Genomic DNA, 19596 nt, shown 5'->3' with positions numbered 1-19596 from the left:
TGCGACGACGAGCGACCGCGCACATGATCGGAATATGGATGAGAACCGATCAGTACGAACCGTCGTCATCCCCCGGCGCGACGACCTGGAGCATGCCAGGCGGGTGGTGCGGGCCCACCTGCGCCCCACACCGGTGGACCTGGGGGCGGGTACGCCCGGCGATCCCGCGCTGAAGCTGGAGAGCCTGCAACCCACGGGGTCGTTCAAGGTCCGTGGCGCGCTCAGCGCCGTGGCCGCTGCACCCGCACCGCGTGTGATGACGGCGTCGGCCGGCAACCACGGGCTGGGCGTCGCCTTCGCCGCGAACGCGCTCGGCGGCAAGGCCACGGTGGTGGTGCCGAGGACCGCCTCGGCCGCGAAGACAGACCGGCTGCGCCGCCTGGACGCCGACCTCGTGTGCGTCGGTGAGAGCTTCGACGAGGCGGAGGAACACGCGCTCGCGCTCGCCGAGGCGTCGGGGTGGTGCTACATATCGGCCTACAACGATCCGTACGTCATCGCGGGTCAGGGCACGATCGGATTCGAGCTGGACGAGCAGCTCGACGGGCCGCTGACCGTGGTGTGCGCGGTCGGGGGCGGAGGGCTCGCCGCCGGGCTGGCGCTGTGGGCCGCGGGCCGGGCGGACGTACGCGTCGTCGGCGTGGAGGCCGCGGCCTCCACCGCCGTGTCCACGGCGGTTGCCGCGGGCCGCCGCGTGTCCGTCGAGGTCGGCCCGACCCTCGCCGACGGCTTGGCCGGGAACATCGAGCCCGGATCTGTCACCGTCGGCCTCGTCGCGCGGTATGCCCACCAACTGGTCACGGTGACCGAGGACGAGATCCGCGCCGCGCTGCGCTACCTGGCCGCCGAACGTGGATACGTGTCCGAGGGCGCAGGAGCGGTACCGGTCGCCGCCCTGCTCGCCGGAAAGGTCGCCGCGTACGGACGGGTCGTGGCGGTGGTCTCGGGCCGCAACATCGCCGCCACCGCGCTCGCATCCGTCCTCGCGGTCCTGTGAAGGCGCCGCCGTAAGCCGGGGCGTCTCGACGGACGTCGGGTCAGGGGGCGCGTTCGCCGGTGGTCGTCGTGGTGAGCGCGGCGACGGCGCGCAGCGTCGCCGCCGGGTCGTCGGCGAAGAACCGCACCCGCCGGACGGCCGCCGCCGGGCGGCCAGGCTGCCAGGGACGGCGTGGATGAGGCACCTCGATCGGTTCGCGCAGCTTGACCACGAGGTTGGTCTGGGACGAGACCGCGAGGGCGAGTTCGCCGTCCGACAGGCGCACGAGCCTCTTCTCGTCGTAGCGGCGGTCGAGCCGCGCAGACGCGATCAGCTCCGCCGGGACGTCCAGGCCGAACATCCGGCCATACCTCAGGCGCAGCCCGTCCGGCGACACGACGTGCGGCCGGCGGGCGCAGCTCACCATGACGCCGAGGACGGCGAGGGCCGACGACGCGTCGAGTGCCAGGATCACCAGGCGCGGCAGGTCCGGCAGCCCGAACCGGCGCAGCAGCAGGTCCATGGCCACGGTCTCCAGGACCATGACGAACAGCAGCGCCGCCATCGTCGGGGTCTGCTCCCGGCTGTAGCCCGCGGCGTGCCTCACGACGGCTCTCCGCCCGCGACCAGCGCCATGGCCTGCCGTACGACCTCGGCCTGCGCGGGGGACAGATCGGCGAGGAACGCCTGGGCGAACGGGTCGTCGGCGCCGGGCATCGTGCGGGCCAGCGAGGCGGCGAGTTCGGGGGGCAGGTGGGCGGCCAAATCGGCGGCGAGGGCGGCGACGCGGGAATCGGCGGGGTCGGCGCCGTCCAGCTCCGCCAGCCTCCGGTGCAACGTCTCGGCCCGGGCCAGCGCCTCGGGCGTGGTCATGGGCCGCATCAGCTCCAGCAGGCGGTCCCGGTCCTCCGGCTCCGCCGCGGTGTCGAGGAGGGCGAGCAGCTCGGCGTCGGCCGCCGCGAACGCGGAGCCGCGCACGGGTTCGAGGCATCGCAGGAACTCGGCCATCCTCGGCGAGACGGCGTCGTCCGGCGACGGCGAATCCTCGCTCAGCAGGGCCGCGAGCCGCTCGCGCCTGGCCCGGATTCCCGCCTCCTGCCGGGCGAGGTCGGCGTCCAGCTCCAGCAGGATCTCCCGCAGCTCACGGGCGGAGTCGCCGGCCAGCACGTCGCGCACCTCGTCCAGCGACAGGCCCAGCTCGGTCAGCCTGCGGGCCCGGGCGAGGCGGAGCGCGTCGCGCAGGCCGTACTCGCGATAGCCGTTGACCCGCCTCGGCGGCTCGGGCAGCACGCCCTGGTGGTGGTAGTGCCGCACGGTACGGGTGGACACCCCGGCCAGCGCGGCGAGTTCTCCGATCCGCATGCCCTCATTAGAGACGTTGTCGCCGCGTCAAGGTCAACGGCTCAGAAAGGGAGCCAGCGGGCGGTGAGGAGATATCCGCCGTAGACGAACGCGGCGGCGGAGACGAGCAGGAACAGCAGCACCCAGAGCGTGCCGGGCACGCGGGTCAGCCGGGCGAGCTGGTCGGCGTCGGAGTCCGGGGCGCGGCCGAGGCGGCGCTTGGCCTGCAGCTCCAGGATCGGCCGCACCCCGCCGAGCAGCAGGAACCACGCGGCGACGTACGCGCAGGCCGACTGGACATGGGGCGGGGCGAACCACGACAGCGCGAAGACCGCGCCGCCCACGGCGAGCAGCGACACGGCGCCGAAGAAGTTCCTGATCATCAGCAGCATGCAGGTCAGCAGCGCGAGCACGGCCCACAGCAGCATCGTGATCCGGCCGTCGGAGACCAGCCAGGCCGATCCGAGCCCGATCAGGGAGGGCGCGACGTACCCCGCCGCGGCTGTGGCGATCATGCCGGGGCCCGTCGGCCTGCCCCTGGTGAGCGTCACGCCCGAGGTGTCCGAGTGGAGGCGGATGCCTCGCAGTTTGCGCCGGGTCACCACCGCGACCAGCGCGTGGCCCCCCTCGTGCGCGATCGTGATCAGGCCGCGTGAGATGTGCCACGACGCCGGGTAGGCGACGACGGCGAGTGCGGCGAACCCGGACAGGGCGACCAGCCAGAGCGGGGGCGCGATCTGGACGGCGGTCAGGTGGTTCCACAGGGCCTTCAGGGGGTTCACCCCCGAGATCGTACGGCCCGCCGCACCGGCCCGCGCTCCCCGTGCTCCCCGGGTTTCGACCCTCGGCCCCCGCGGTCCGTCCGAGTAAGGGTGACGATGGAGGTTACCTTCTACGTGTGGCTGAGCGGCGTATGCGTGGACTGCGCGGATTGAGTGGGTTGATGAGGGCGAAACCGGAGCAGGCTCCCGAGCACTCCATGGACCCCCGCGCGGACCAGGGGGAGACGTTCAAGCAGAGCGTGATCGACAACGCGGTGTACGAGGACGGCGAGCGCGTGGACTCGCCGCTGTCGCTGGGCGACGCGATCGCCTCGCTGCGCTCGCGGCCGGGGGCGATGGCGTGGATCGGCCTGTACCGGCCGGAGGAGGCCGAGCTGATCAAGGCGGCCGAGGAGTTCGGCCTGCACGAGCTCGCCATCGAGGACGCCATCGTCGCCCACCAGCGGCCCAAGGCCGACCGGTACGGCGACACGCTGTTCGTGGTGCTGCGGGCCGCCCAGTATCTCGACCAGCCCGAGAAGGTGGCCTTCGGCGAGCTGCACGTCTTCGTCGGCCCCGACTTCGTGCTGACCGTGCGGCACAGCGAGGCGCCCGACCTGTCCAAGGTGCGCCGGCGCATGGAGTCGGACCCCGACCTGCTCCGCCAGGGGCCGCAGGCCGTGCTGTACGCGATCCTCGACGCGGTGGTGGACGGCTACGCCCCGGTGGTCGCCGGGCTGCAGAACGACATCGACGAGATCGAGGTGCAGGTCTTCGGCGGCGACCCGGCCGCGCCCCGGCGCATCTACAGCCTGTCGCGGGAGGTCATCGAGTTCCAGCGGGCGACCAGCCCGCTGGTCCCGATGCTCGACGGCTTCATCGCGGGCTCGCCCAAATACGGCGTGAACGAGGAGCTGCAGCGCTACCTGCGCGACGTGTCCGACCACGTCATCACGGTCACCGAGCGTGTGGCGGGCTTCCGGCAGATGCTCCAGGACATCCTCGTCGTCAACTCCACGCTCGTCAGCCAGCAGCAGAACGAGGAGATGACCAAGCTCACGGCCGCGAGCATCGCCCAGGGCAACGAGGTCAAGAAGATCTCCGCGTGGGCGGCCATCCTGTTCGCCCCGACGCTGGTCGGCACGATCTACGGGATGAACTTCGACCACATGCCCGAGCTGCACTGGCTGCTCGGATACCCCGTGGCGATCATGCTCATGGGAGTCGTCTGCCTCACGCTCTACCTGGTCTTCAAACGCCGCGACTGGCTCTGAGCCGCCGGGCACGGACTTTCACGAAGAGCGCGGTTCACTCCTCGCGGCGCTCCCGGAAGATCGCCACGAGCACGCGCAGCGCGAGGATGGCGCTCACCACCAGCAGGTTGTAGCCGATGAGCTGATAGAGAGTGACGGTGGGGGTCACCCGCGGCCCGCGCTCGGAGTCGAGCAGCAGCACGGCCATGATCCCCGCGGTGGCCGCCAGCACCGTCAGGAGTGCCTGGTGCAGCAGACCGGTCATGTGCCGCCGGTCCCGTGCGTCGGCGAACAGCCGCACGTTGACGCTGAACCTGCCGCTCTCCGCCGCTCCGACGATGCGATCCACGCTCCGGGGCAGCCGTCGCAGCAGGGGCAGCAGGCGCACCGCCTCCTGGGCCACCGCGGTCCGGATCTCCTCCCGGCCGCCGGGCGCGGACAGGCGGCGGCCGGCGAACTCCCGCGCCTCCTTCACGATGTCGAAGCCGGGCGCGAGGCCGGTGAGCGTGCCCTCGATGGTCCCGAGCGCCCGGAACACCGCCGCCACCTCCGGCGGCACCGACAGCCTGTGGGCGAACACCAGGCGGAACAGGTCGGCGAACATCCGGGAGTCCGGGACGATGCCGGGCACCAGGTGGCGGGCCATGAAGCGGCCGATCTCGCGCTCCAGCTCGCGCTCGTCGATCTCGTCGGGCCGGGGGACCAGCTCCAGCAGGGCGTCGCCGACGCCCGCGGGATCGGCCAGGTCCAGCGCGGCGAGCAGGCGCTGGAGCGCGGCCCGCAGAGCGCCGTCGAGACGGCCGACGGACCCGTAGTCCAGCAGGGCGACGCCCCCGCCGGACAGCAGCATGATGTTCCCCGGATGAGGGTCGGCGTGGAACACCCCGTTCAGCAGGATCTGCTCCAGCAGCGCGTGCAGCACGGCCCTGGCGACCTCCTCGCGCTCGGCGGGGCCGAGGCCGGCCTGGCCGGTGGCGAGCGGAACGCCGTTCAGCCGCTCCATCACGAGGAGGCGTCGGCCGCTCAGCCGCGGATGGGGCACGGGGGACCGTACGGCCGAGCCCTTCGACGTCGCGGCGACGGCGGCCATGTTCGCCGCCTCGACCCGGAAGTCGAGCTCCTCGCGCAGCGCCTCGGCGAACCCGCGAGCGAGGTCGCCGACGCCCACCCCGCGGGCCCAGCGCGTGCGCCGCTCCGCCGTACGGGCGAGGCGGGCCACGATGTCGAGATCCCTCTCCACCACGGGGGCGATCCCGGGCCGCTGGACCTTGACCACCACTTCCTCTCCCGACCGCAGCCGCGCGAGGTGGACCTGCGCGATCGACGCCGCCGCCAGCGGCTGCCGCTCGAACGAGGCGAAGACCTCCTCCACCGGTCCGCCCAGTTCCCCGGTGACGACGCGCTCGATCTCCTCCCAGGGGGCGGGCTCGACCCGGTCCTGCAGCAGGCGCAGTTCCCCGACGAACTCGGGCGGCAGCAGGTCGGCGCGGGTGGACAGGATCTGCCCCAGCTTCACGAACGTGACCCCGCCCTCGTCGAGCGCCTCGCGCAGCGAGCGGGCCAGTCGTAATCGGCTGGAGGGGGCGCCCAGGTCGGGGTCGCGGCCGCGCAGATAGGGGCCGAGGCCGTGGCGGATGAGAATGCGGGTGATGCGCAGATAGCGTCGTGATCGCCCTGCTCGCCGCCGGATGGCCGCCAGCGCCTCCAGCGGGCCGGGGATCGATCCCGTCGGCACCAGGGCCTCGGCGATCGCCAGGAACACCATCGAGGCCAGCAGCGAGCAGGCGAACGCGAGGATGATGAACCACAGCGGCGTGATTCCGGCCTGGTTCCCCGCCACCGGGCCGACCAGGGCCTGCGAGACCGGGCCGACCAGCAGGACGGCGAGGGCGGCGCCGAGCAGTGTGCGGACCGTCCCGAAGCGCAGGCCGAGAAGCCGCCGGGCGGCCAGGGCGAAGGCCGCGACCATCATGACGGCCGTCACTGCGAAGGCGATCAATATCAGCGCGTCCAACCGTCGCCCCCGATGCAGTGCTCGCAGTGTTCACTGTGATCGGCGAAACTCTAGCCGCCCCGGCCGACAGACGATCAAGGACGTGAACCGGCCCGGGGCGTGCGATACGCCCCGAGCCGGTTCAGCGATTCTCAGGTGGATCCTCTAGCGCTTCACACGCACCCAGTCGATCCGGCTGGTGGAGCGGTCGGCCTCGCCGTTGCCGGCGAAGACGACCTTCCAGTAGCCGGACGCCGACGCCGTGGTCTTGCCCCAGAACCTGCCGGTGCTGTTCGTCCACAGCGTCTTGACGTAGTGCCAGGAGCCGCCGGCCTTCTTGAACCACACGGTCACCTTCTGGTGGCCGTAGCCCTCCCAGCGGTGGTCCCACGCCTGGAGCTCGCCGCGGAAGGTGAGGTATCGGTGATACCCGACCGGCTCGGGCGCGGCGTTGAACTGGACGACCCGGGTGTGGGCCTTGGGCGCGGGCGGCGGAGGCGTCGGCCGGGGCACGCGGACCGCCACGTAGTCGGTCGCGCTCGCCGAGTAGCCCGCCTCGCTCGCGCCCTCGAACTCGGCCCGCCACCAGCCGGAGGTCCTGGCCTTGACGTCGGCCGAGAAGCGGCCGTAGGAGTCGGTCCAGTCGGAGGTGACGTGCTGCCAGTTGTAACCGCCGGCCGGCTTGAAGAGGATCTTCACCTGCCGGCTCGGGTAGCCGCTCCAGCCGGCGAAGCCGGAGATCTCCAGCCGGCCGCGAAGGTGCAGGGTCTTACCGGCGTCGACGGGCTCGGGGGAGGCGTCGAATCCGGTGATCCGGGTGCGGCCGGCCTGGGCCCTGACGTCGACCCTGTCGCTGTCGCTCGTCGCGGGCTCGGCGTCGGAGGCGCCCTCGAACTCGGCGCGCCACCAGCCGGTCCTGTCCGCCGTGCGGTCGACCGAGAAGCGGCCGCGCCGGTCGGTCGTCACCGAGCCGACCCGGCTGTAGGAGCCGCCGACCGGCTTGAAGGCGAGGTACACCCGCTGCCCGTCGTACGCCTGCAGGCCGTGGCCGTCCCGGTAGGCCAGCGCGCCGGTAAGCCTGATCCGGTCGCCCCGGTCGACGACGTCCGGCGCCGCGTCGAAGTCGAGGTCGGTGGTCCAGTGGACCTGGAACTCCGTGGTCGCGGTGCGGCCGGCGGCTCGCACCTGCAGCTTCCAGACGCCCGGCTCGTCCCTGAAGGTGAAGCCGTACCTGGCCGCGTAGGTGCCGGAGCCCGCGGGGCCGGGATCCAGCGTGACGGTGCGGCCGTCGCGGTCGACCAGCCTCGCCGCGCCCTCCTCGGACGCCTTGTAGGTGAAGGTCGCTGTCGTGCCCGCGCCGCTGCCGACGACGACGGGACTGGGGGAGACGGTCAGGTCGCTCGGACCCGCTGCCGTCGCCGCGCCGGCGGTGGCCGGGAGCGCGACGAGGACCGCCCCTCCCAGGGCCACCGCCGCGATCGCGGCATGAATGCGTTTCAACATTCCGGTGAACCATCCTTCCGGTGGTTGAACGCGGCCTGAGGGTGCCACGTCATTACAACGAGTAGACGGCCGAATACCGGCGACGGTTTAACCGTCTGACTTATCGTCATCGATTTGTGTCAAAGCATGATCCATAACCGTTCGTGGATGGAGTTGTCGCTGTGCGGGACGGAGCGTGCATCGTGCGACATAATCGACCGTGTGGTGCGGGACGCTGTGGAGACGCATTTCGTCGAGGCCGTCGGGTCGCTGACCCCTGGACCCTCCAGGGATCCGGACCTGCCGGTGCGGCCGGGCACGGGCCTGACGGGCACGCGGTGCCGTGAGCTGTTCGCGGTGCAGCTCGGCAGCCGGCTCCTCGACGTCGCCGCCCGCGTCATGCGCGAGCGCGACGAGGGCTTCTACACGATCGGGTCGTCGGGGCACGAGGGCAACGCCGCCGTGGCCGCCGCGCTGCGGGTGGACGACCCCGCGCTGCTGCACTACCGGTCCGGCGCCTTCTACTTGACGCGTTCGGCCCAGGCCGGCCGGCTGGCCGAGGAGGGGCTGCGCGACGTCCTGCTGGGGATCACGGCGTCGGCCGAGGAGCCGATCGCGGGCGGCCGGCACAAGGTGTTCGGCCACCCCGGCCTCGCCGTCATCCCGCAGACCTCCACGATCGCCAGCCACCTGCCGCGCGCCGTCGGCGTCGGCTTCGCCATCGAGCGGGCGCGCATGCTCGGCCTGCCCTCACCCTGGCCGGGGGACGCCGTCGCCGTCTGCAGCTTCGGTGACGCGTCGATGAACCACGCCTCCGCGCTGACGGGGCTGAACACCGCCGCGTACGGCCGGTTCCGCGGGCTGCAGATCCCGGTGCTCTTCGTGTGCGAGGACAACGGCCTCGGCATCAGTGTGAAGACGCCGCCGGAGTGGGTCGCGCAGGCCAGGCATCCCCTGCTGGAGTACTTCCAGGCCGACGGCTGCGATCTGGCCGAGACCTACGACGCGGCGCTGCGCGCCGCCGAGCACGTGCGCGTCAACCGCACCCCGGCGTTCCTGCACCTGCGCACCGTGCGCCTGATGGGCCACGCCGGCTCCGACGTGGAGATCGGCTACCGCACCCGCAAGGAGATCGCCGCGGACCTGGACCGCGACCCCCTCGTCCGTACGGCGCGGCTGCTCGTGGAGGCGGGCCTGGCCGAGCCCGACGACCTGCTCGCGCGCTACGAGGCCGAGCGTGACCACGTGCTGAAGCTGGCGTCGGAGTGCGCGCGGCGGCCCCGGCTCACGACGGCCGCGGAGGTGATGGCCCCGCTCGCGCCGCGTCGTCCCGAGGCGGTGGCCGCCGAGGTCGCGCGGTCCGCGCCCGCCGAGGCGCGCGAGCGCGCCTTCGCCACCCTGCCGGAGCAGGAGGGCAGGCTGACGGTCGCCCAGGCGGTCAACCGCGCGCTGACCGACGCGATGGCGGCGGACCACGGGGTCCTGGTGTTCGGCGAGGACGTGGCCCGCAAGGGCGGGGTGTACGGCGTGACGCGCGGGCTGCTGCGCAGGTTCGGGGCCGAGCGGGTGTTCGACATGCTCCTGGACGAGCAGGCCATCCTCGGCCTCGCGCTCGGGGCCGGGGTGTCGGGGCTGCTGCCGGTTCCGGAGATCCAATACCTCGCCTACCTGCACAACGCGCTCGATCAGATTCGCGGCGAGGCGTCGACCATGCAGTTCTTCTCGCAAGGCGCGTATCGCAACCCCCTTGTTGTGAGAGTCGCCTCATATGCCTATCAAAAGGGCTTTGGGGGACATTTCCACAATGACAACTCAATTGCCGCATTGCGCGATATTCCCGGGGTGATCGTCGCGTCTCCGGCGCGGCCCGACGACGCGGCCGCGATGCTGCGCACCTGCCTGGCCGCCGCCCGCGCGGACGGCAGCGTCTGCGTGTTCCTCGAACCCATCGCGCTGTACCACACGCGTGATCTCTTCGAGGAGGGCGACGGGGGCTGGCTCGCGCCGTACGTGCCGCCGGCGCGCTGGGCCGAGACGCACGTGCCGGTGGGCCGCGCCCGCTCGTACGGCGACGGCCGCGACCTGACCATCGTCACGTACGGCAACGGCGTGCGGATGAGCCTGCGGGCGGCGGTCAAGCTCACGGTGGAGGACATGAGCTGCCGGGTGCTCGACCTGCGGTGGCTGTCGCCGCTGCCGGTCGACGACATCATGCGCGCGGCCGAACTGACCGGCCGCGTGCTGATCGCCGACGAGACCCGCCACAGCGGCGGCGTCTCCGAGAGCGTGATCGCGGCACTCGTCGACAACGGCTTCCGCGGCCCGATCGCCCGGGTGACCTCACAGGACAGCTTCGTGCCGCTCGGCCCGGCCGCCGGCACCGTCCTGCTGTCGGAGTCCGACATCGAGCGCGCCGCCCGCAAGCTGCTCACGGCGTGATCGTGTAGTTTGCCGCACGTACGGGTTCTGACCTGCCTGTCTCTGTTTCGTGATCTTGCATAAAATCCGGCCCATGACTTGTGACCTCGGCCATCCTGCTCCGTGATCTTGCAGTTGAAAGATCACGGAAGGCGTACGCGCTAAACTACAAGATCACCCCCAAGGGGGAGAGGGCGGCGCGGGCCATGGCGCGGAGCAGGTCGGCCATGGCCTCGGGGGCGAGCTCCCCTGCGCTGCGCGGGGTGGAGTTGAGCAGGCCGAAGACCGCGTGCGTGGCGGCGCGCAGCCGTGCGGGCGGGCACGCGGGGTGCAGCTCGGACAGCACGGTCACCCACTCCTCCGCGTAGAGCCGCTGCAGCCGCCGGATGGCCCGGCGGGCCTGCTCCGGCACGTTGTCCAGCTCGCGCTCGTGCACGCGAATCAGCGCGGGGTGAGTCAGCGCGAACTCGATGTGCCCGGACAGCAGGGCGTCGAGCGCGGCCTCCGCGGTGTCGGGGTCGGCGGTGGTGGCCAGCCGTGCCCCCTGCTCGCGCAGCCGCTCGCTGATGTCGAGCAGCATCTCGGTGAGCAGGGCCTCCTTGCCGCTGAAGTGCCGGTAGAGCGCCGGCCCCGATACGCCCACGGCCGCGCCGATGTCCTCGATGGACACGCCGTGGAAGCCGCGCGCCGCGAAGAGGCCCGCGGCCGCGTCCAGGATCTCGGCCCGCCGATTGCGGGTAGGGGTCTTCTCGGTCCTCCCGGTCTTCACGGCACCATGGTAGACGGAGTCTGTTAACGGTGATTAACATTCCGAGCATGAGCACGAGTGACTGGCCGGTGCTGGAGAGCCGGTGCGACCCGGGCGGCGAGCCGTACAAGCGCAACGCGGAGGCGAACGAACGCCTGGTGGCGGAGCTGCGGGAACGGCTCGCGGCGGCGGCGCGCGGCGGCCCCGAGCGGGCTCGGACCAGGCACGTCCAGCGCGGCAAGCTGCTGCCGAGGGACCGCGTCGACACGCTTCTCGACCCCGGCGGGCGTTTCCTGGAGCTGTCCCCGCTCGCGGCCACCGGCATGTACGACGACCAGGCCCCGGCCGCCGGGATCATCACCGGCGTGGGGCGCGTCGCGGGACGGGAGGTCGTGATCGTGGCCAACGACGCCACGGTCAAGGGCGGCACGTACTACCCGATCACGGTCAAGAAGCACCTGCGGGCCCAGGAGGTCGCCCTTCACAACAGCCTGCCGTGTGTGTACCTGGTTGATTCGGGCGGCGCGTTCCTGCCCAAGCAGGACGAGGTCTTCCCCGACCGCGAGCACTTCGGCCGCATCTTCTACAACCAGGCCACCATGTCGGCGCGGGGCATCCCGCAGATCGCGGCCGTGCTCGGCTCCTGCACGGCGGGCGGCGCGTACGTCCCGGCGATGAGCGACGAGGCGGTGATCGTCCGCAACCAGGGCACGATCTTCCTGGGCGGGCCGCCGCTCGTGAAGGCCGCGACCGGCGAGACCGTCACGGCCGAGGAACTCGGCGGCGGCGAGGTCCACGCCCGCGTCAGCGGCGTCACCGACCACCTCGCCGAGGACGACGCGCACGCCCTGAAGATCGTGCGGGACATCGTCGCGTCGCTCGGGCCGAGAAGTCCTCGCCCGTGGGAGGTGGGCCCCGCGGAGCCGCCGCTCCACGACCCGCACGACCTGTACGGCATCGTCCCCCAGGACACCCGCCAGCCGTACGACGTGCGCGAGGTGATCGCCCGCGTGGTCGACGGCAGCCGGTTCCTGGAGTTCAAGGCCGAATACGGCCCGACCCTGGTCACCGGGTTCGCCAGGATTCATGGGCACCCCGTGGGCATCGTGGCCAACAACGGCATCCTGTTCGGCGAGTCGGCGCTCAAGGGCGCGCACTTCATCGAGCTGTGCGACCGGCGGTCGATCCCGCTGGTGTTCCTGCAGAACATCAGCGGCTTCATGGTCGGCAAGGCGTACGAGGCCGGGGGCATCGCCAAGCACGGCGCGAAGATGGTGACGGCGGTCGCCTGCGCCCGGGTGCCGAAGTTCACGGTGATCATCGGTGGCTCGTTCGGCGCGGGCAACTACGCGATGGCCGGCCGCGCCTACTCGCCCCGCTTCCTGTGGATGTGGCCGAACGCCCGCATCTCGGTCATGGGCGGCGAGCAGGCCGCCACCGTGCTCACCATGGTCGGCGACGCCGACGCCGACGAGATCCGGGCCCAGTACGAGCACCAGGGCAACCCCTACTACTCGACCGCTCGCCTGTGGGACGACGGGGTGATCGACCCGGTGGACACCAGGACCGTCCTCGGCCTGGCGCTCGGCGCCGCCGCGAACGCCCCCCTCGAACCCGTCGGCTACGGCGTCTTCCGGATGTGAGGCAGCGACATGACGCGTTCACCGGCTCCTCGCCCGCTCCCCGGGCGGCCGACCCGTCACGGGGTGCGGTCGTGATGTTCTCCAGTGTCCTGATCGCCAACCGGGGCGAGATCGCCGTCCGGATCATCCGCACGCTGCGCGCCCTGGGCGTGCGCGCCGTCGCCGTCCACAGCGACGCCGACCGCGACGCGCGCCACGTGCGCGAGGCCGACCTCGCCGTACGGCTCCCGCGCGGATACCTCGACATCGACGGGATCGTCGAGGCCGCCCGGACCAGCGGCGCCGAGGCCGTCCATCCCGGGTACGGCTTCCTCGCCGAGAACGCCGAGTTCGCCCGGCGCTGCGCCGAGGAAGGCCTGGTGTTCGTCGGCCCGCCCGCCGGGGCCATCGAGGCCATGGGCGACAAGATCCGGGCCAAGGAGACGGTCGCCCGCGCGGGCGTGCCGGTCGTGCCCGGCGGCGCGGAGCCGCACGACGACCTGGCCGAGGCCGCCGCGCGCATCGGCTTCCCCGTGCTGATCAAGCCGTCCGCGGGCGGGGGCGGCAAGGGCATGCTGCGGGTCGAGTCCGCCGACGGCCTGGCCGCGGCCGTCGAGTCGGCCCGCCGTACGGCGACGGCGGCCTTCGGGGACGCCACCCTGCTGATCGAGCGGTTCGTGGACCGGCCCCGGCACATCGAGATCCAGGTCATGGCCGACGGCCACGGCGACGTCGTCCACCTGGGCGAGCGTGAGTGCAGCCTGCAGCGGCGCCACCAGAAGATCGTGGAGGAGGCGCCCTCGCCGCTGCTCGACGACGAGACGCGGGCCCGCATGGGCGCGGCGGCGGTGCAGGCCGCCCGGTCGGTCGGCTACGTCGGCGCCGGCACGGTGGAGTTCATCGTCCCCGGCGACCGCCCCGGTGAGTTCTTCTTCATGGAGATGAACACCCGGCTGCAGGTCGAGCACCCGGTCACCGAGATGGTCACCGGCCTCGACCTGGTCGAGCTGCAACTGCGGATCGCCGCGGGGGAGCCCCTGCCGTTCCGCCAGGACGAGGTGCGCCTGCGCGGGCACGCCGTCGAGGCCCGCGTGTACGCCGAGGACCCCGCACGCGACTTCCTGCCGACCGGTGGCCGGATCCTGGCCCTGCGCGAGCCCGCGGGCGAGGGCGTGCGGTTCGATTCCGGGCTGGCCGAGGGAACGGTCGTGGGCAGCGACTACGACCCCATGCTGGCCAAGGCGGTCGCCTGGGCCCCGGACCGGGCGGGCGCGCTCGCCGGCCTCGACCGGGCGCTGGCCTCGACCGTGATCCTCGGGGTCACCACGAACATCGGGTTCCTGCGCGCGCTGCTGGCCGACCCGGAGGTCGCGGCCGGGCGGCTCGACACCGGGCTCGTCGAGCGGCGGCTCGGCGAGCTGGTGAGCGGCGAGGCGCCGGACGAGGTGCTCGCCGCAGCCGCGCTCGTCTTCCACTCCGGCTTCGACCGCTTCGCCTCGGGCGATCCGTGGGACGTCACGGACGGCTGGCGCGTCGGGGAGCCCGCCTGGACCGTGCACCGGCTCGGCGTGCCCGTACGGGTGCGCGGTGCAGCCGGCGACGCGGAGATCGAAGTTAACGACCGTTCACTTGGCCGTGCCCGGCTGGAGTGGACGGGCGCCGACGAGGCGGCGGTCACCCTCGGCGGCGTCACCCGGAGGTACGCGGTGGTCCGGAGCCGCGACACGGTGTGGCTCGCCGAGGGGGGCCGCGCATGGCCCGTCACCCGGCACGAGCCCGGCGACCCGAAGGACCGGCAGGGCGGGACGCTCGCCGGCGACGGAGTCGTACGCAGCCCTATGCCGGGAACGGTGCTGCTGGTGAAGGCGGCGGAGGGCGACCGGGTCACCGCCGGGCAGCCGCTGGTCGTCGTGGAGGCGATGAAGATGGAACACACCCTGACGGCGCCGGCCGACGGCGTGCTCGCCGAGCTGCGGGCCAGGCCGGGGCAGACGGTGGAGCTGGACGCGGTCGTGGCGAGGGTGACGCCGTGCGAGTGACGATCTACGAGGTCGGCCCGCGCGACGGCCTGCAGAACGAGTCCGCCGTCGTGCCCGTCGAGGTCAAGCGCGAGTTCATCGGGCGGCTGGCCGAGGCCGGGCTGACGACCATCGAGGCGACGAGCTTCGTCCACCCGAAGTGGGTGCCCCAGCTCGCGGACGCCGGGGAACTGCTGGAGAGCCTGACCCGGGTGCCGGGAGTCCGCTACCCGGTGCTCGTGCCGAACGAGCGGGGCCTCGACCGGGCGGTAGAGCAGGGCGTCACCGACATCGCGATATTCGGCAGCGCCACCGAGTCGTTCGCCCAGCGCAACCTGAACCGGACCGTCGAGTCGCAGTTCGAGATGTTCGCCCCTGTCGTCGAACGGGCCCTCGCCCACGGCATGCGGGTCAGGGCGTACGTGTCGATGTGCTTCGCCGACCCCTGGGAGGGGCCGGTCGCGCCCGAGCAGGTCGCCCGGGTCGGACGCAGGCTGCTCGACCTCGGCTGCTACGAGCTGTCGCTCGGCGACACGATCGGCGTCGGCACGCCCCGGCACGTCGAGGCGCTGCTCGACGCCTTCGCCGAGGCGGGGGTCGGGCCCGACCGGCTGGCCGTCCACTTCCACGACACCTACGGGCAGGCCCTGGCCAACACGCTCACCGCGATCAAGCGGGGGATCACGGTCGTGGACTCCTCCGCCGGCGGCATCGGCGGCTGCCCGTACGCCAAGAGCGCCACCGGCAACCTCGCGACCGAGGACCTGGTGTGGATGCTCGACGGCCTCGGCGTCGAGACCGGGGTGGACGTCAGGTCGCTGACCGCCACCAGCCTCTGGCTCGCCGAGATCCTGGGCCGGCCGAGCCCCTCCCGCGTCGTCCAGGCTCTTGCCAAGGAGATTTGAGATGCTGAACGACGAGCACGTCGAGCTGCGCAAGTCGGTCGAGGAGTTCGCCCGCGAGGTGGTGGCCCCCGTCATCGGGGACTACTACGAGCGGTGCGAGTTCCCGTACGACATCGTCCGCAGGATGGGCGCGATGGGCCTGTTCGGCCTGCCCGTCCCGGAGGAGTACGGCGGCATGGGCGGCGACTACTTCGCGCTGTGCCTGGCCCTGGAGGAACTCGCCAGGGTCGACTCCTCGGTGGCGATCACACTGGAGGCGGCGGTCTCGCTGGGCGAGATGCCGATCCTGCGGTTCGGCACCGACGCCCAGAAGCAACGGTGGCTGCCGAAGATGGCGGCCGGGGAGGTCCTCGGGGCGTTCGGCCTGACCGAGCCCGGCGGCGGGTCCGACGTGCCGGGCGGCATGCGCACCACGGCCGTCCTCGACGGCGGCGAATGGGTGATCAACGGCTCGAAGGCGTTCATCACCAACTCGGGCACCGACATCACCGGCGTCGTCGCCGTGGCGGCGATCACCGGCCGCAGGGAGGAGGGCAGGCCGGAGATCTCCACGATCCTCGTGCCGTCGGGCACGCCCGGCTTCACGGTGTCGAAGAAGTACTCCAAGGTCGGCTGGTCGGCCTCCGACACCCGGGAGTTGTCGTTCGCCGAATGCCGGGTGCCGGAGGAGAACCTGCTGGGCGAGCGCGGCAGGGGCTACGCGCAGTTCCTCCAGACGCTGGACGAGGGCCGGGTGGCCATCGCCGCGCTGTCGGTCGGCCTCGCGCAGGGCTGCGTGGACGAGTCGCTGCGGTACGCGCGGGAGCGCCGGGCCTTCGGCCAGGAGATCGGCCGCTACCAGGCCATGCAATTCAAGATCGCCGACATGGAGGCCAGGGTGCACACGGCCCGCCTGGCCTACTACCACGCCGCCGAGCGCATGCTGGCCGGCCTGCCGTTCAAGAAGGAGGCGGCGATCGCCAAGCTCGTCTCGTCCGACGCCGCGATGGACAACGCCCGCGACGCCACCCAGATCTTCGGCGGCTACGGCTTCATGAACGAGTTCCCCGTCGGTCGCTTCTACCGCGACGCGAAGATCCTGGAGATCGGCGAGGGCACCAGCGAGGTGCAGCGCATGCTCATCGCCCGCGAACTCGGCCTGCCAGCCTAGGTCGCTGTTACCTGGAGATACGCCGTGCTCGATCGTGCGAGCCGGGGTCGCGTACACGCATCCGGAGGCCGTCGTCGCCGGGGCGTCCCCCCGCGGCAACGAGCAGCTTGCCCCGAAGACGGCCTCAGGCGCTCGTGGCGCTCGGCCGGCGGGTGAGCGGCCGAACGTCGATGATCGCCATGCCCGCCGCCTGGGCGGCGGCGATGCCTTCGTCGCTGTCCTCGTACACGGTGCAGCTGTTTGGGGGGACGCCGATCAGCTTCGCCGCACGCAGGAAGATGTCCGGCGCGGGCTTGCCCCGTTCGACGTCGTCGCGGGTGACCACGGCGCCGAACCGGTGGCGGATCGGCAGGTGGCGGAGCGTGATCTCGATCACTCTCCGGGCGCCGCCGGAGGCCACGGCCATGGGCAGCCTTCCGTGGAAGGAGGAGACCACGGCCTCGATCTCCGGGTGCACGCGGATCTCGTGCGCCGTCCGCAGGAACCGTTCGTCGCGATCCGCCACTATCTCCTCCACGGGCCGCCGGAGGGTGAGCCCGCACTCGCGTACCAGCAGACGGACCATCTCGGCCGAGGAGAGGCCGGTGCGCGCGTCGAACCATTCCTGGTCCAGCTGTACGCCCTCCTCGGCCAGAGCTCCGGCCAACGCGACATAGTTCGCCCGCTGGCTGTCCACCAGCGTTCCGTCCCAGTCGAAGAGCAGGGCACCGGCGTCTCCGGGATGGAGTTCAGGCAACAAGGTCCGCCGCCTTCCGACGAGGGTGATCGATTCTCACTGTCGCACCGTACGCGTCTTGTCAATGGAGGGCCACGGCTCAGGCCCGCTCCGCACGCGTCCGACTTCGGCCTCCGCGAGGGGGTGGCCGGTCACAAAAGCTGAAGGACGCTGATCCGGACGCCGGAGGCGTTCAGCGGGGGGCGAAGTGCCGGACCTCGTCCCGGGTGTCTGGCAGCGAGGCAAGTCTGCAGGAGACGGAGGGCGGCATGGCGGTCGAGATCGTGTACGAGACGCATTCGATCACGGAGGACAACGAGAGGGGCATCGCCACCGGATGGCTGCCGGGCAGGCTCTCCGAAGCCGACCCACGGCTGCGCGAATGCGACTACGGCCCGCTCAATGGCGGCCCGGTCTCGCTGGTGGCCGCCCGGCGGGCCGCGCACATCGACGTGCCCTTCATGGGCGGCCAGAGCTACCGTCAGGTGGTCGAGGCCACGGGGAGCTTCCTGCATGATCTGGTCGCCGGCTGGGACGGCGCCCGCGTGCTGATCGTCGCTCACTCGGCCAACAGGTGGGCGCTGGACTGCCTGCTGACCGGCGCGCGCCTGGAAGACCTGGTGGACGCCCCTTTCGCCTGGCAGCCGGGCTGGCACTACACGCTGCACACCGGCTGGCGCGGGCCCGGAGACTGACCGTCCTCCGTGTGCGGCGGTCCCGCTTGCCGGCCACGCAGCTCTTCTCCTGCTGCCGCCGGGTCGGCGCGAGGCATAGGGCCTCGATCATGAGACGGATGTTCGTGCTCATGGGCGCGGAAGTCGCGGCCCTGGCCGGTGCGGCGCCACCTCGTCCCTGGACGGCGGCGGGCGCTGCTGATGGGCCCGCATCCCGTCAGGGCATGGTCCGGGGCGGGAGGACGGTGAGGTACAGCGGGGCGTGGCCGTCGTAGCCGAGTGCGTGCTGGTTCCAGGGGACGTCCGCGGGCCGGGGCTGGACGTTGCCCGCCTTGTCGCGGGCGCGTGACATCACGCGGTATCGGCCCGGCCGCGCCGCTCGCCACGGCACCTCGAATCGCACCCAGATCAGCGGCTCGGGCGGGGCGAGGAGCCCCGCCCTGCGCCAGGGCATCTCCGCCACCCAGCGCCCGGGGGCGATCATTCGCTCGATCGTGACGTCGACGCGGTCGATCGTCCCGGCGCCGGACCAGGCCCGGCCGTGCAGCGTGTGGTCGCCCGGCGCGAGCGTGACGCCCTCGTCGAGTTCGAGGGCGCTGCGGACCCGGCCGACGGTCGGCCGGACGGGGGTGGGATAGGCCGGGCCGACCAGTACCTGGTTGCGCTGCAGGGCCTGCGCGGGCAGACGCCGTACGGACGCCTCGATCGTGCCGAGCCACTTGACGGCCGTGTTGGCGCCCCACCCGGACATGAGGGCGCGCAGCGGGTAGCCGTGGTCGACGGGCAGGTCGGCCCCGTTCATGTGGTGCACCAGCAGGCTGTCGTCCCGCAGGGCCTTGTCCGCGGCGACGACCTCCGAGTAGTGCACGGTCCCCTCCGGGATGGCGATCTCGTCCAGGCCGGTGAACCGTACGTCGACGGCGTGGCCGAGCCCGGCCGCCGCGAGCACGTCCCTGACCCGTACGCCGGTCCACTCGGCGGCGCCGACCGCGCCGAAGTGCCACTGGGTGTAGCCGGTGGGAAGCCATTGGCCGTCGCCGGAAGGCGGGAGCTCGGGGAAGAAGGCCGAGCAGTTCGCGCCGCAGTCGAGGGTGCGGCGCACGGTGACCTGGGGCAGCGCGAGCAGGTCGGCGTACGAGAACGACCTGGGACGGGAGACCGCGTCACCGGTGATCTCCAGGTGCCACGACGAACGGTCGATGTGCGGCGGGCGGGCCCGGTTGTGGATGTAGAACCGGTCGTTGGGGATCAGGTCCCCATATCCGCCGACCGGGCCCCACCTCATCTCCTCCGAGCCGTTTCCCCGGTGGGAGAAGTAGCGGGACGGGGTCTCCTGCGCGACGAAGTCCTGCCGGGCGGATCCGGGGCCGGTCCGCCGCGGCGGCGCCTGTCGTACGCCGGCGAGGGCCAGCGGACCCGCCGCCGAGTAGACGAGGAACCTGCGGCGGGAGCACCCGGTCTCCCCGCTTCCGGACCGGTCTTGCCCGCGATGATCTTCCATGGCCCTCACCTCGAGCTGTATCTGCCCGTTTCGGGGCAA

The 19596-nt window shown here is 72.1% G+C and carries 16 protein-coding genes; 8 read left to right on the top strand and 8 right to left on the bottom strand.

Annotated features, from left to right (window positions below; all coding sequences use genetic code 11):
• Nucleotides 1–34: 34 nt before the first annotated feature.
• Nucleotides 35–997 carry a threonine ammonia-lyase gene (locus BXA11_RS07155; RefSeq protein ID WP_076433743.1) on the top strand — a complete coding sequence of 321 codons (963 nt, stop codon included), beginning with the start codon at nucleotides 35–37 and terminating at the stop codon, nucleotides 995–997.
• Nucleotides 998–1037: 40 nt separating this feature from the next.
• Here the strand turns inward: BXA11_RS07155 and BXA11_RS07150 are convergent, their stop codons facing one another.
• Genes BXA11_RS07150 through BXA11_RS07140 form a run of 3 tightly spaced genes read right to left on the bottom strand, consistent with a single transcriptional unit; the run spans nucleotide 1038 to nucleotide 3090 of the window.
• Nucleotides 1038–1583: a hypothetical protein gene (locus tag BXA11_RS07150; protein WP_076433741.1), complete on the bottom strand. Its 546-nt coding sequence runs from the start codon at nucleotides 1581–1583 to the stop codon at nucleotides 1038–1040.
• Complete coding sequence (locus BXA11_RS07145) at nucleotides 1580–2338, bottom strand: MerR family transcriptional regulator (RefSeq protein ID WP_076433739.1); 759 nt, start codon at nucleotides 2336–2338, stop codon at nucleotides 1580–1582. The genes BXA11_RS07150 and BXA11_RS07145 overlap by 4 nt, the downstream gene beginning before the upstream one ends.
• Before the next feature lie 41 nt (nucleotides 2339–2379).
• Nucleotides 2380–3090 (bottom strand): M50 family metallopeptidase, encoded by a 711-nt coding sequence (locus BXA11_RS07140; protein WP_143734134.1) that lies wholly within the window; start codon nucleotides 3088–3090, stop codon nucleotides 2380–2382.
• A 170-nt stretch (nucleotides 3091–3260) separates the two neighbouring features.
• Here BXA11_RS07140 and BXA11_RS07135 point away from each other — a divergent pair, with 170 nt between their 5' ends.
• The gene (locus tag BXA11_RS07135) at nucleotides 3261–4352 is read left to right on the top strand and encodes a magnesium and cobalt transport protein CorA (RefSeq protein WP_231513686.1); all 1092 of its coding nucleotides are present in this window, start codon (nucleotides 3261–3263) and stop codon (nucleotides 4350–4352) included.
• Nucleotides 4353–4386: 34 nt separating this feature from the next.
• Here BXA11_RS07135 and BXA11_RS07130 read toward each other — a convergent pair whose 3' ends face one another.
• Both BXA11_RS07130 and BXA11_RS07125 read right to left on the bottom strand, forming a co-directional pair.
• The gene (locus tag BXA11_RS07130; RefSeq protein ID WP_239104914.1) at nucleotides 4387–6315 is read right to left on the bottom strand and encodes an ABC1 kinase family protein; all 1929 of its coding nucleotides are present in this window, start codon (nucleotides 6313–6315) and stop codon (nucleotides 4387–4389) included.
• A gap of 174 nt (nucleotides 6316–6489) precedes the next feature.
• Nucleotides 6490–7827, bottom strand: coding sequence for a hypothetical protein (locus tag BXA11_RS07125; protein ID WP_076433733.1), 1338 nt, complete (start codon nucleotides 7825–7827; stop codon nucleotides 6490–6492).
• Nucleotides 7828–8028: 201 nt separating this feature from the next.
• On the opposite strand from BXA11_RS07125, the gene BXA11_RS07120 reads away from it, so the two are divergent.
• Nucleotides 8029–10245, top strand: a complete 2217-nt coding sequence (locus BXA11_RS07120) for a thiamine pyrophosphate-dependent enzyme (RefSeq protein WP_204053561.1) — start codon at nucleotides 8029–8031, stop codon at nucleotides 10243–10245.
• 145 nt (nucleotides 10246–10390) lie between these two features.
• Here BXA11_RS07120 and BXA11_RS07115 read toward each other — a convergent pair whose 3' ends face one another.
• Nucleotides 10391–10993, bottom strand: a complete 603-nt coding sequence (locus tag BXA11_RS07115) for an SACE_7040 family transcriptional regulator (RefSeq protein ID WP_030505283.1) — start codon at nucleotides 10991–10993, stop codon at nucleotides 10391–10393.
• 47 nt (nucleotides 10994–11040) lie between these two features.
• Between BXA11_RS07115 and BXA11_RS07110 the strand changes: the two genes are divergently transcribed.
• From BXA11_RS07110 to BXA11_RS07095, 4 genes are all read left to right on the top strand, one after another.
• Nucleotides 11041–12615, top strand: a complete 1575-nt coding sequence (locus tag BXA11_RS07110) for a carboxyl transferase domain-containing protein (RefSeq protein ID WP_076433731.1) — start codon at nucleotides 11041–11043, stop codon at nucleotides 12613–12615.
• Nucleotides 12616–12689: 74 nt separating this feature from the next.
• Nucleotides 12690–14633 (top strand): acetyl/propionyl/methylcrotonyl-CoA carboxylase subunit alpha, encoded by a 1944-nt coding sequence (locus BXA11_RS07105; RefSeq protein ID WP_076433829.1) that lies wholly within the window; start codon nucleotides 12690–12692, stop codon nucleotides 14631–14633.
• Nucleotides 14624–15517 carry a hydroxymethylglutaryl-CoA lyase gene (locus BXA11_RS07100; protein ID WP_076433729.1) on the top strand — a complete coding sequence of 298 codons (894 nt, stop codon included), beginning with the start codon at nucleotides 14624–14626 and terminating at the stop codon, nucleotides 15515–15517. The genes BXA11_RS07105 and BXA11_RS07100 overlap by 10 nt, the downstream gene beginning before the upstream one ends.
• A 1-nt stretch (nucleotide 15518) precedes the next feature.
• The gene (locus BXA11_RS07095) at nucleotides 15519–16667 is read left to right on the top strand and encodes an acyl-CoA dehydrogenase family protein (protein WP_030505279.1); all 1149 of its coding nucleotides are present in this window, start codon (nucleotides 15519–15521) and stop codon (nucleotides 16665–16667) included.
• 124 nt (nucleotides 16668–16791) lie between these two features.
• Here the strand turns inward: BXA11_RS07095 and BXA11_RS07090 are convergent, their stop codons facing one another.
• Nucleotides 16792–17406: an HAD family hydrolase gene (locus BXA11_RS07090; protein WP_076433727.1), complete on the bottom strand. Its 615-nt coding sequence runs from the start codon at nucleotides 17404–17406 to the stop codon at nucleotides 16792–16794.
• 245 nt (nucleotides 17407–17651) lie between these two features.
• Here BXA11_RS07090 and BXA11_RS07085 point away from each other — a divergent pair, with 245 nt between their 5' ends.
• The gene (locus BXA11_RS07085; protein ID WP_076433725.1) at nucleotides 17652–18077 is read left to right on the top strand and encodes a histidine phosphatase family protein; all 426 of its coding nucleotides are present in this window, start codon (nucleotides 17652–17654) and stop codon (nucleotides 18075–18077) included.
• A gap of 196 nt (nucleotides 18078–18273) precedes the next feature.
• Here the strand turns inward: BXA11_RS07085 and BXA11_RS07080 are convergent, their stop codons facing one another.
• A complete protein-coding gene (locus BXA11_RS07080) occupies nucleotides 18274–19557 on the bottom strand; it encodes a molybdopterin-dependent oxidoreductase (protein ID WP_076433723.1) in 1284 nt (427 codons plus the stop codon).
• Between the last annotated feature and the right edge of the window lie 39 nt (nucleotides 19558–19596).

This window comes from Microbispora rosea, assembly GCF_900156315.1.
Taxonomy (GTDB): Bacteria; Actinomycetota; Actinomycetes; order Streptosporangiales; family Streptosporangiaceae; genus Microbispora; species Microbispora rosea.
This window is presented reverse-complemented; position numbering and strand designations above follow the sequence as displayed.

Excerpts from the sequence above, each read along its gene's own strand:
- BXA11_RS07145 (WP_076433739.1), bottom strand. The coding sequence starts at position 2,338 with ATGCGGATCGGAGAACTCGCCGCGCTGGCCGGGGTGTCCACCCGTACC.
- BXA11_RS07135 (WP_231513686.1), top strand. The coding sequence starts at position 3,261 with ATGAGGGCGAAACCGGAGCAGGCTCCCGAGCACTCCATGGACCCCCGC.
- BXA11_RS07080 (WP_076433723.1), bottom strand. The coding sequence starts at position 19,557 with ATGGAAGATCATCGCGGGCAAGACCGGTCCGGAAGCGGGGAGACCGGG.
- BXA11_RS07110 (WP_076433731.1), top strand. The coding sequence starts at position 11,041 with ATGAGCACGAGTGACTGGCCGGTGCTGGAGAGCCGGTGCGACCCGGGC.
- BXA11_RS07085 (WP_076433725.1), top strand. The coding sequence starts at position 17,652 with ATGGCGGTCGAGATCGTGTACGAGACGCATTCGATCACGGAGGACAAC.
- BXA11_RS07095 (WP_030505279.1), top strand. The coding sequence starts at position 15,519 with ATGCTGAACGACGAGCACGTCGAGCTGCGCAAGTCGGTCGAGGAGTTC.
- BXA11_RS07105 (WP_076433829.1), top strand. The coding sequence starts at position 12,690 with ATGTTCTCCAGTGTCCTGATCGCCAACCGGGGCGAGATCGCCGTCCGG.
- BXA11_RS07155 (WP_076433743.1), top strand. The coding sequence starts at position 35 with ATGGATGAGAACCGATCAGTACGAACCGTCGTCATCCCCCGGCGCGAC.
- BXA11_RS07125 (WP_076433733.1), bottom strand. The coding sequence starts at position 7,827 with ATGTTGAAACGCATTCATGCCGCGATCGCGGCGGTGGCCCTGGGAGGG.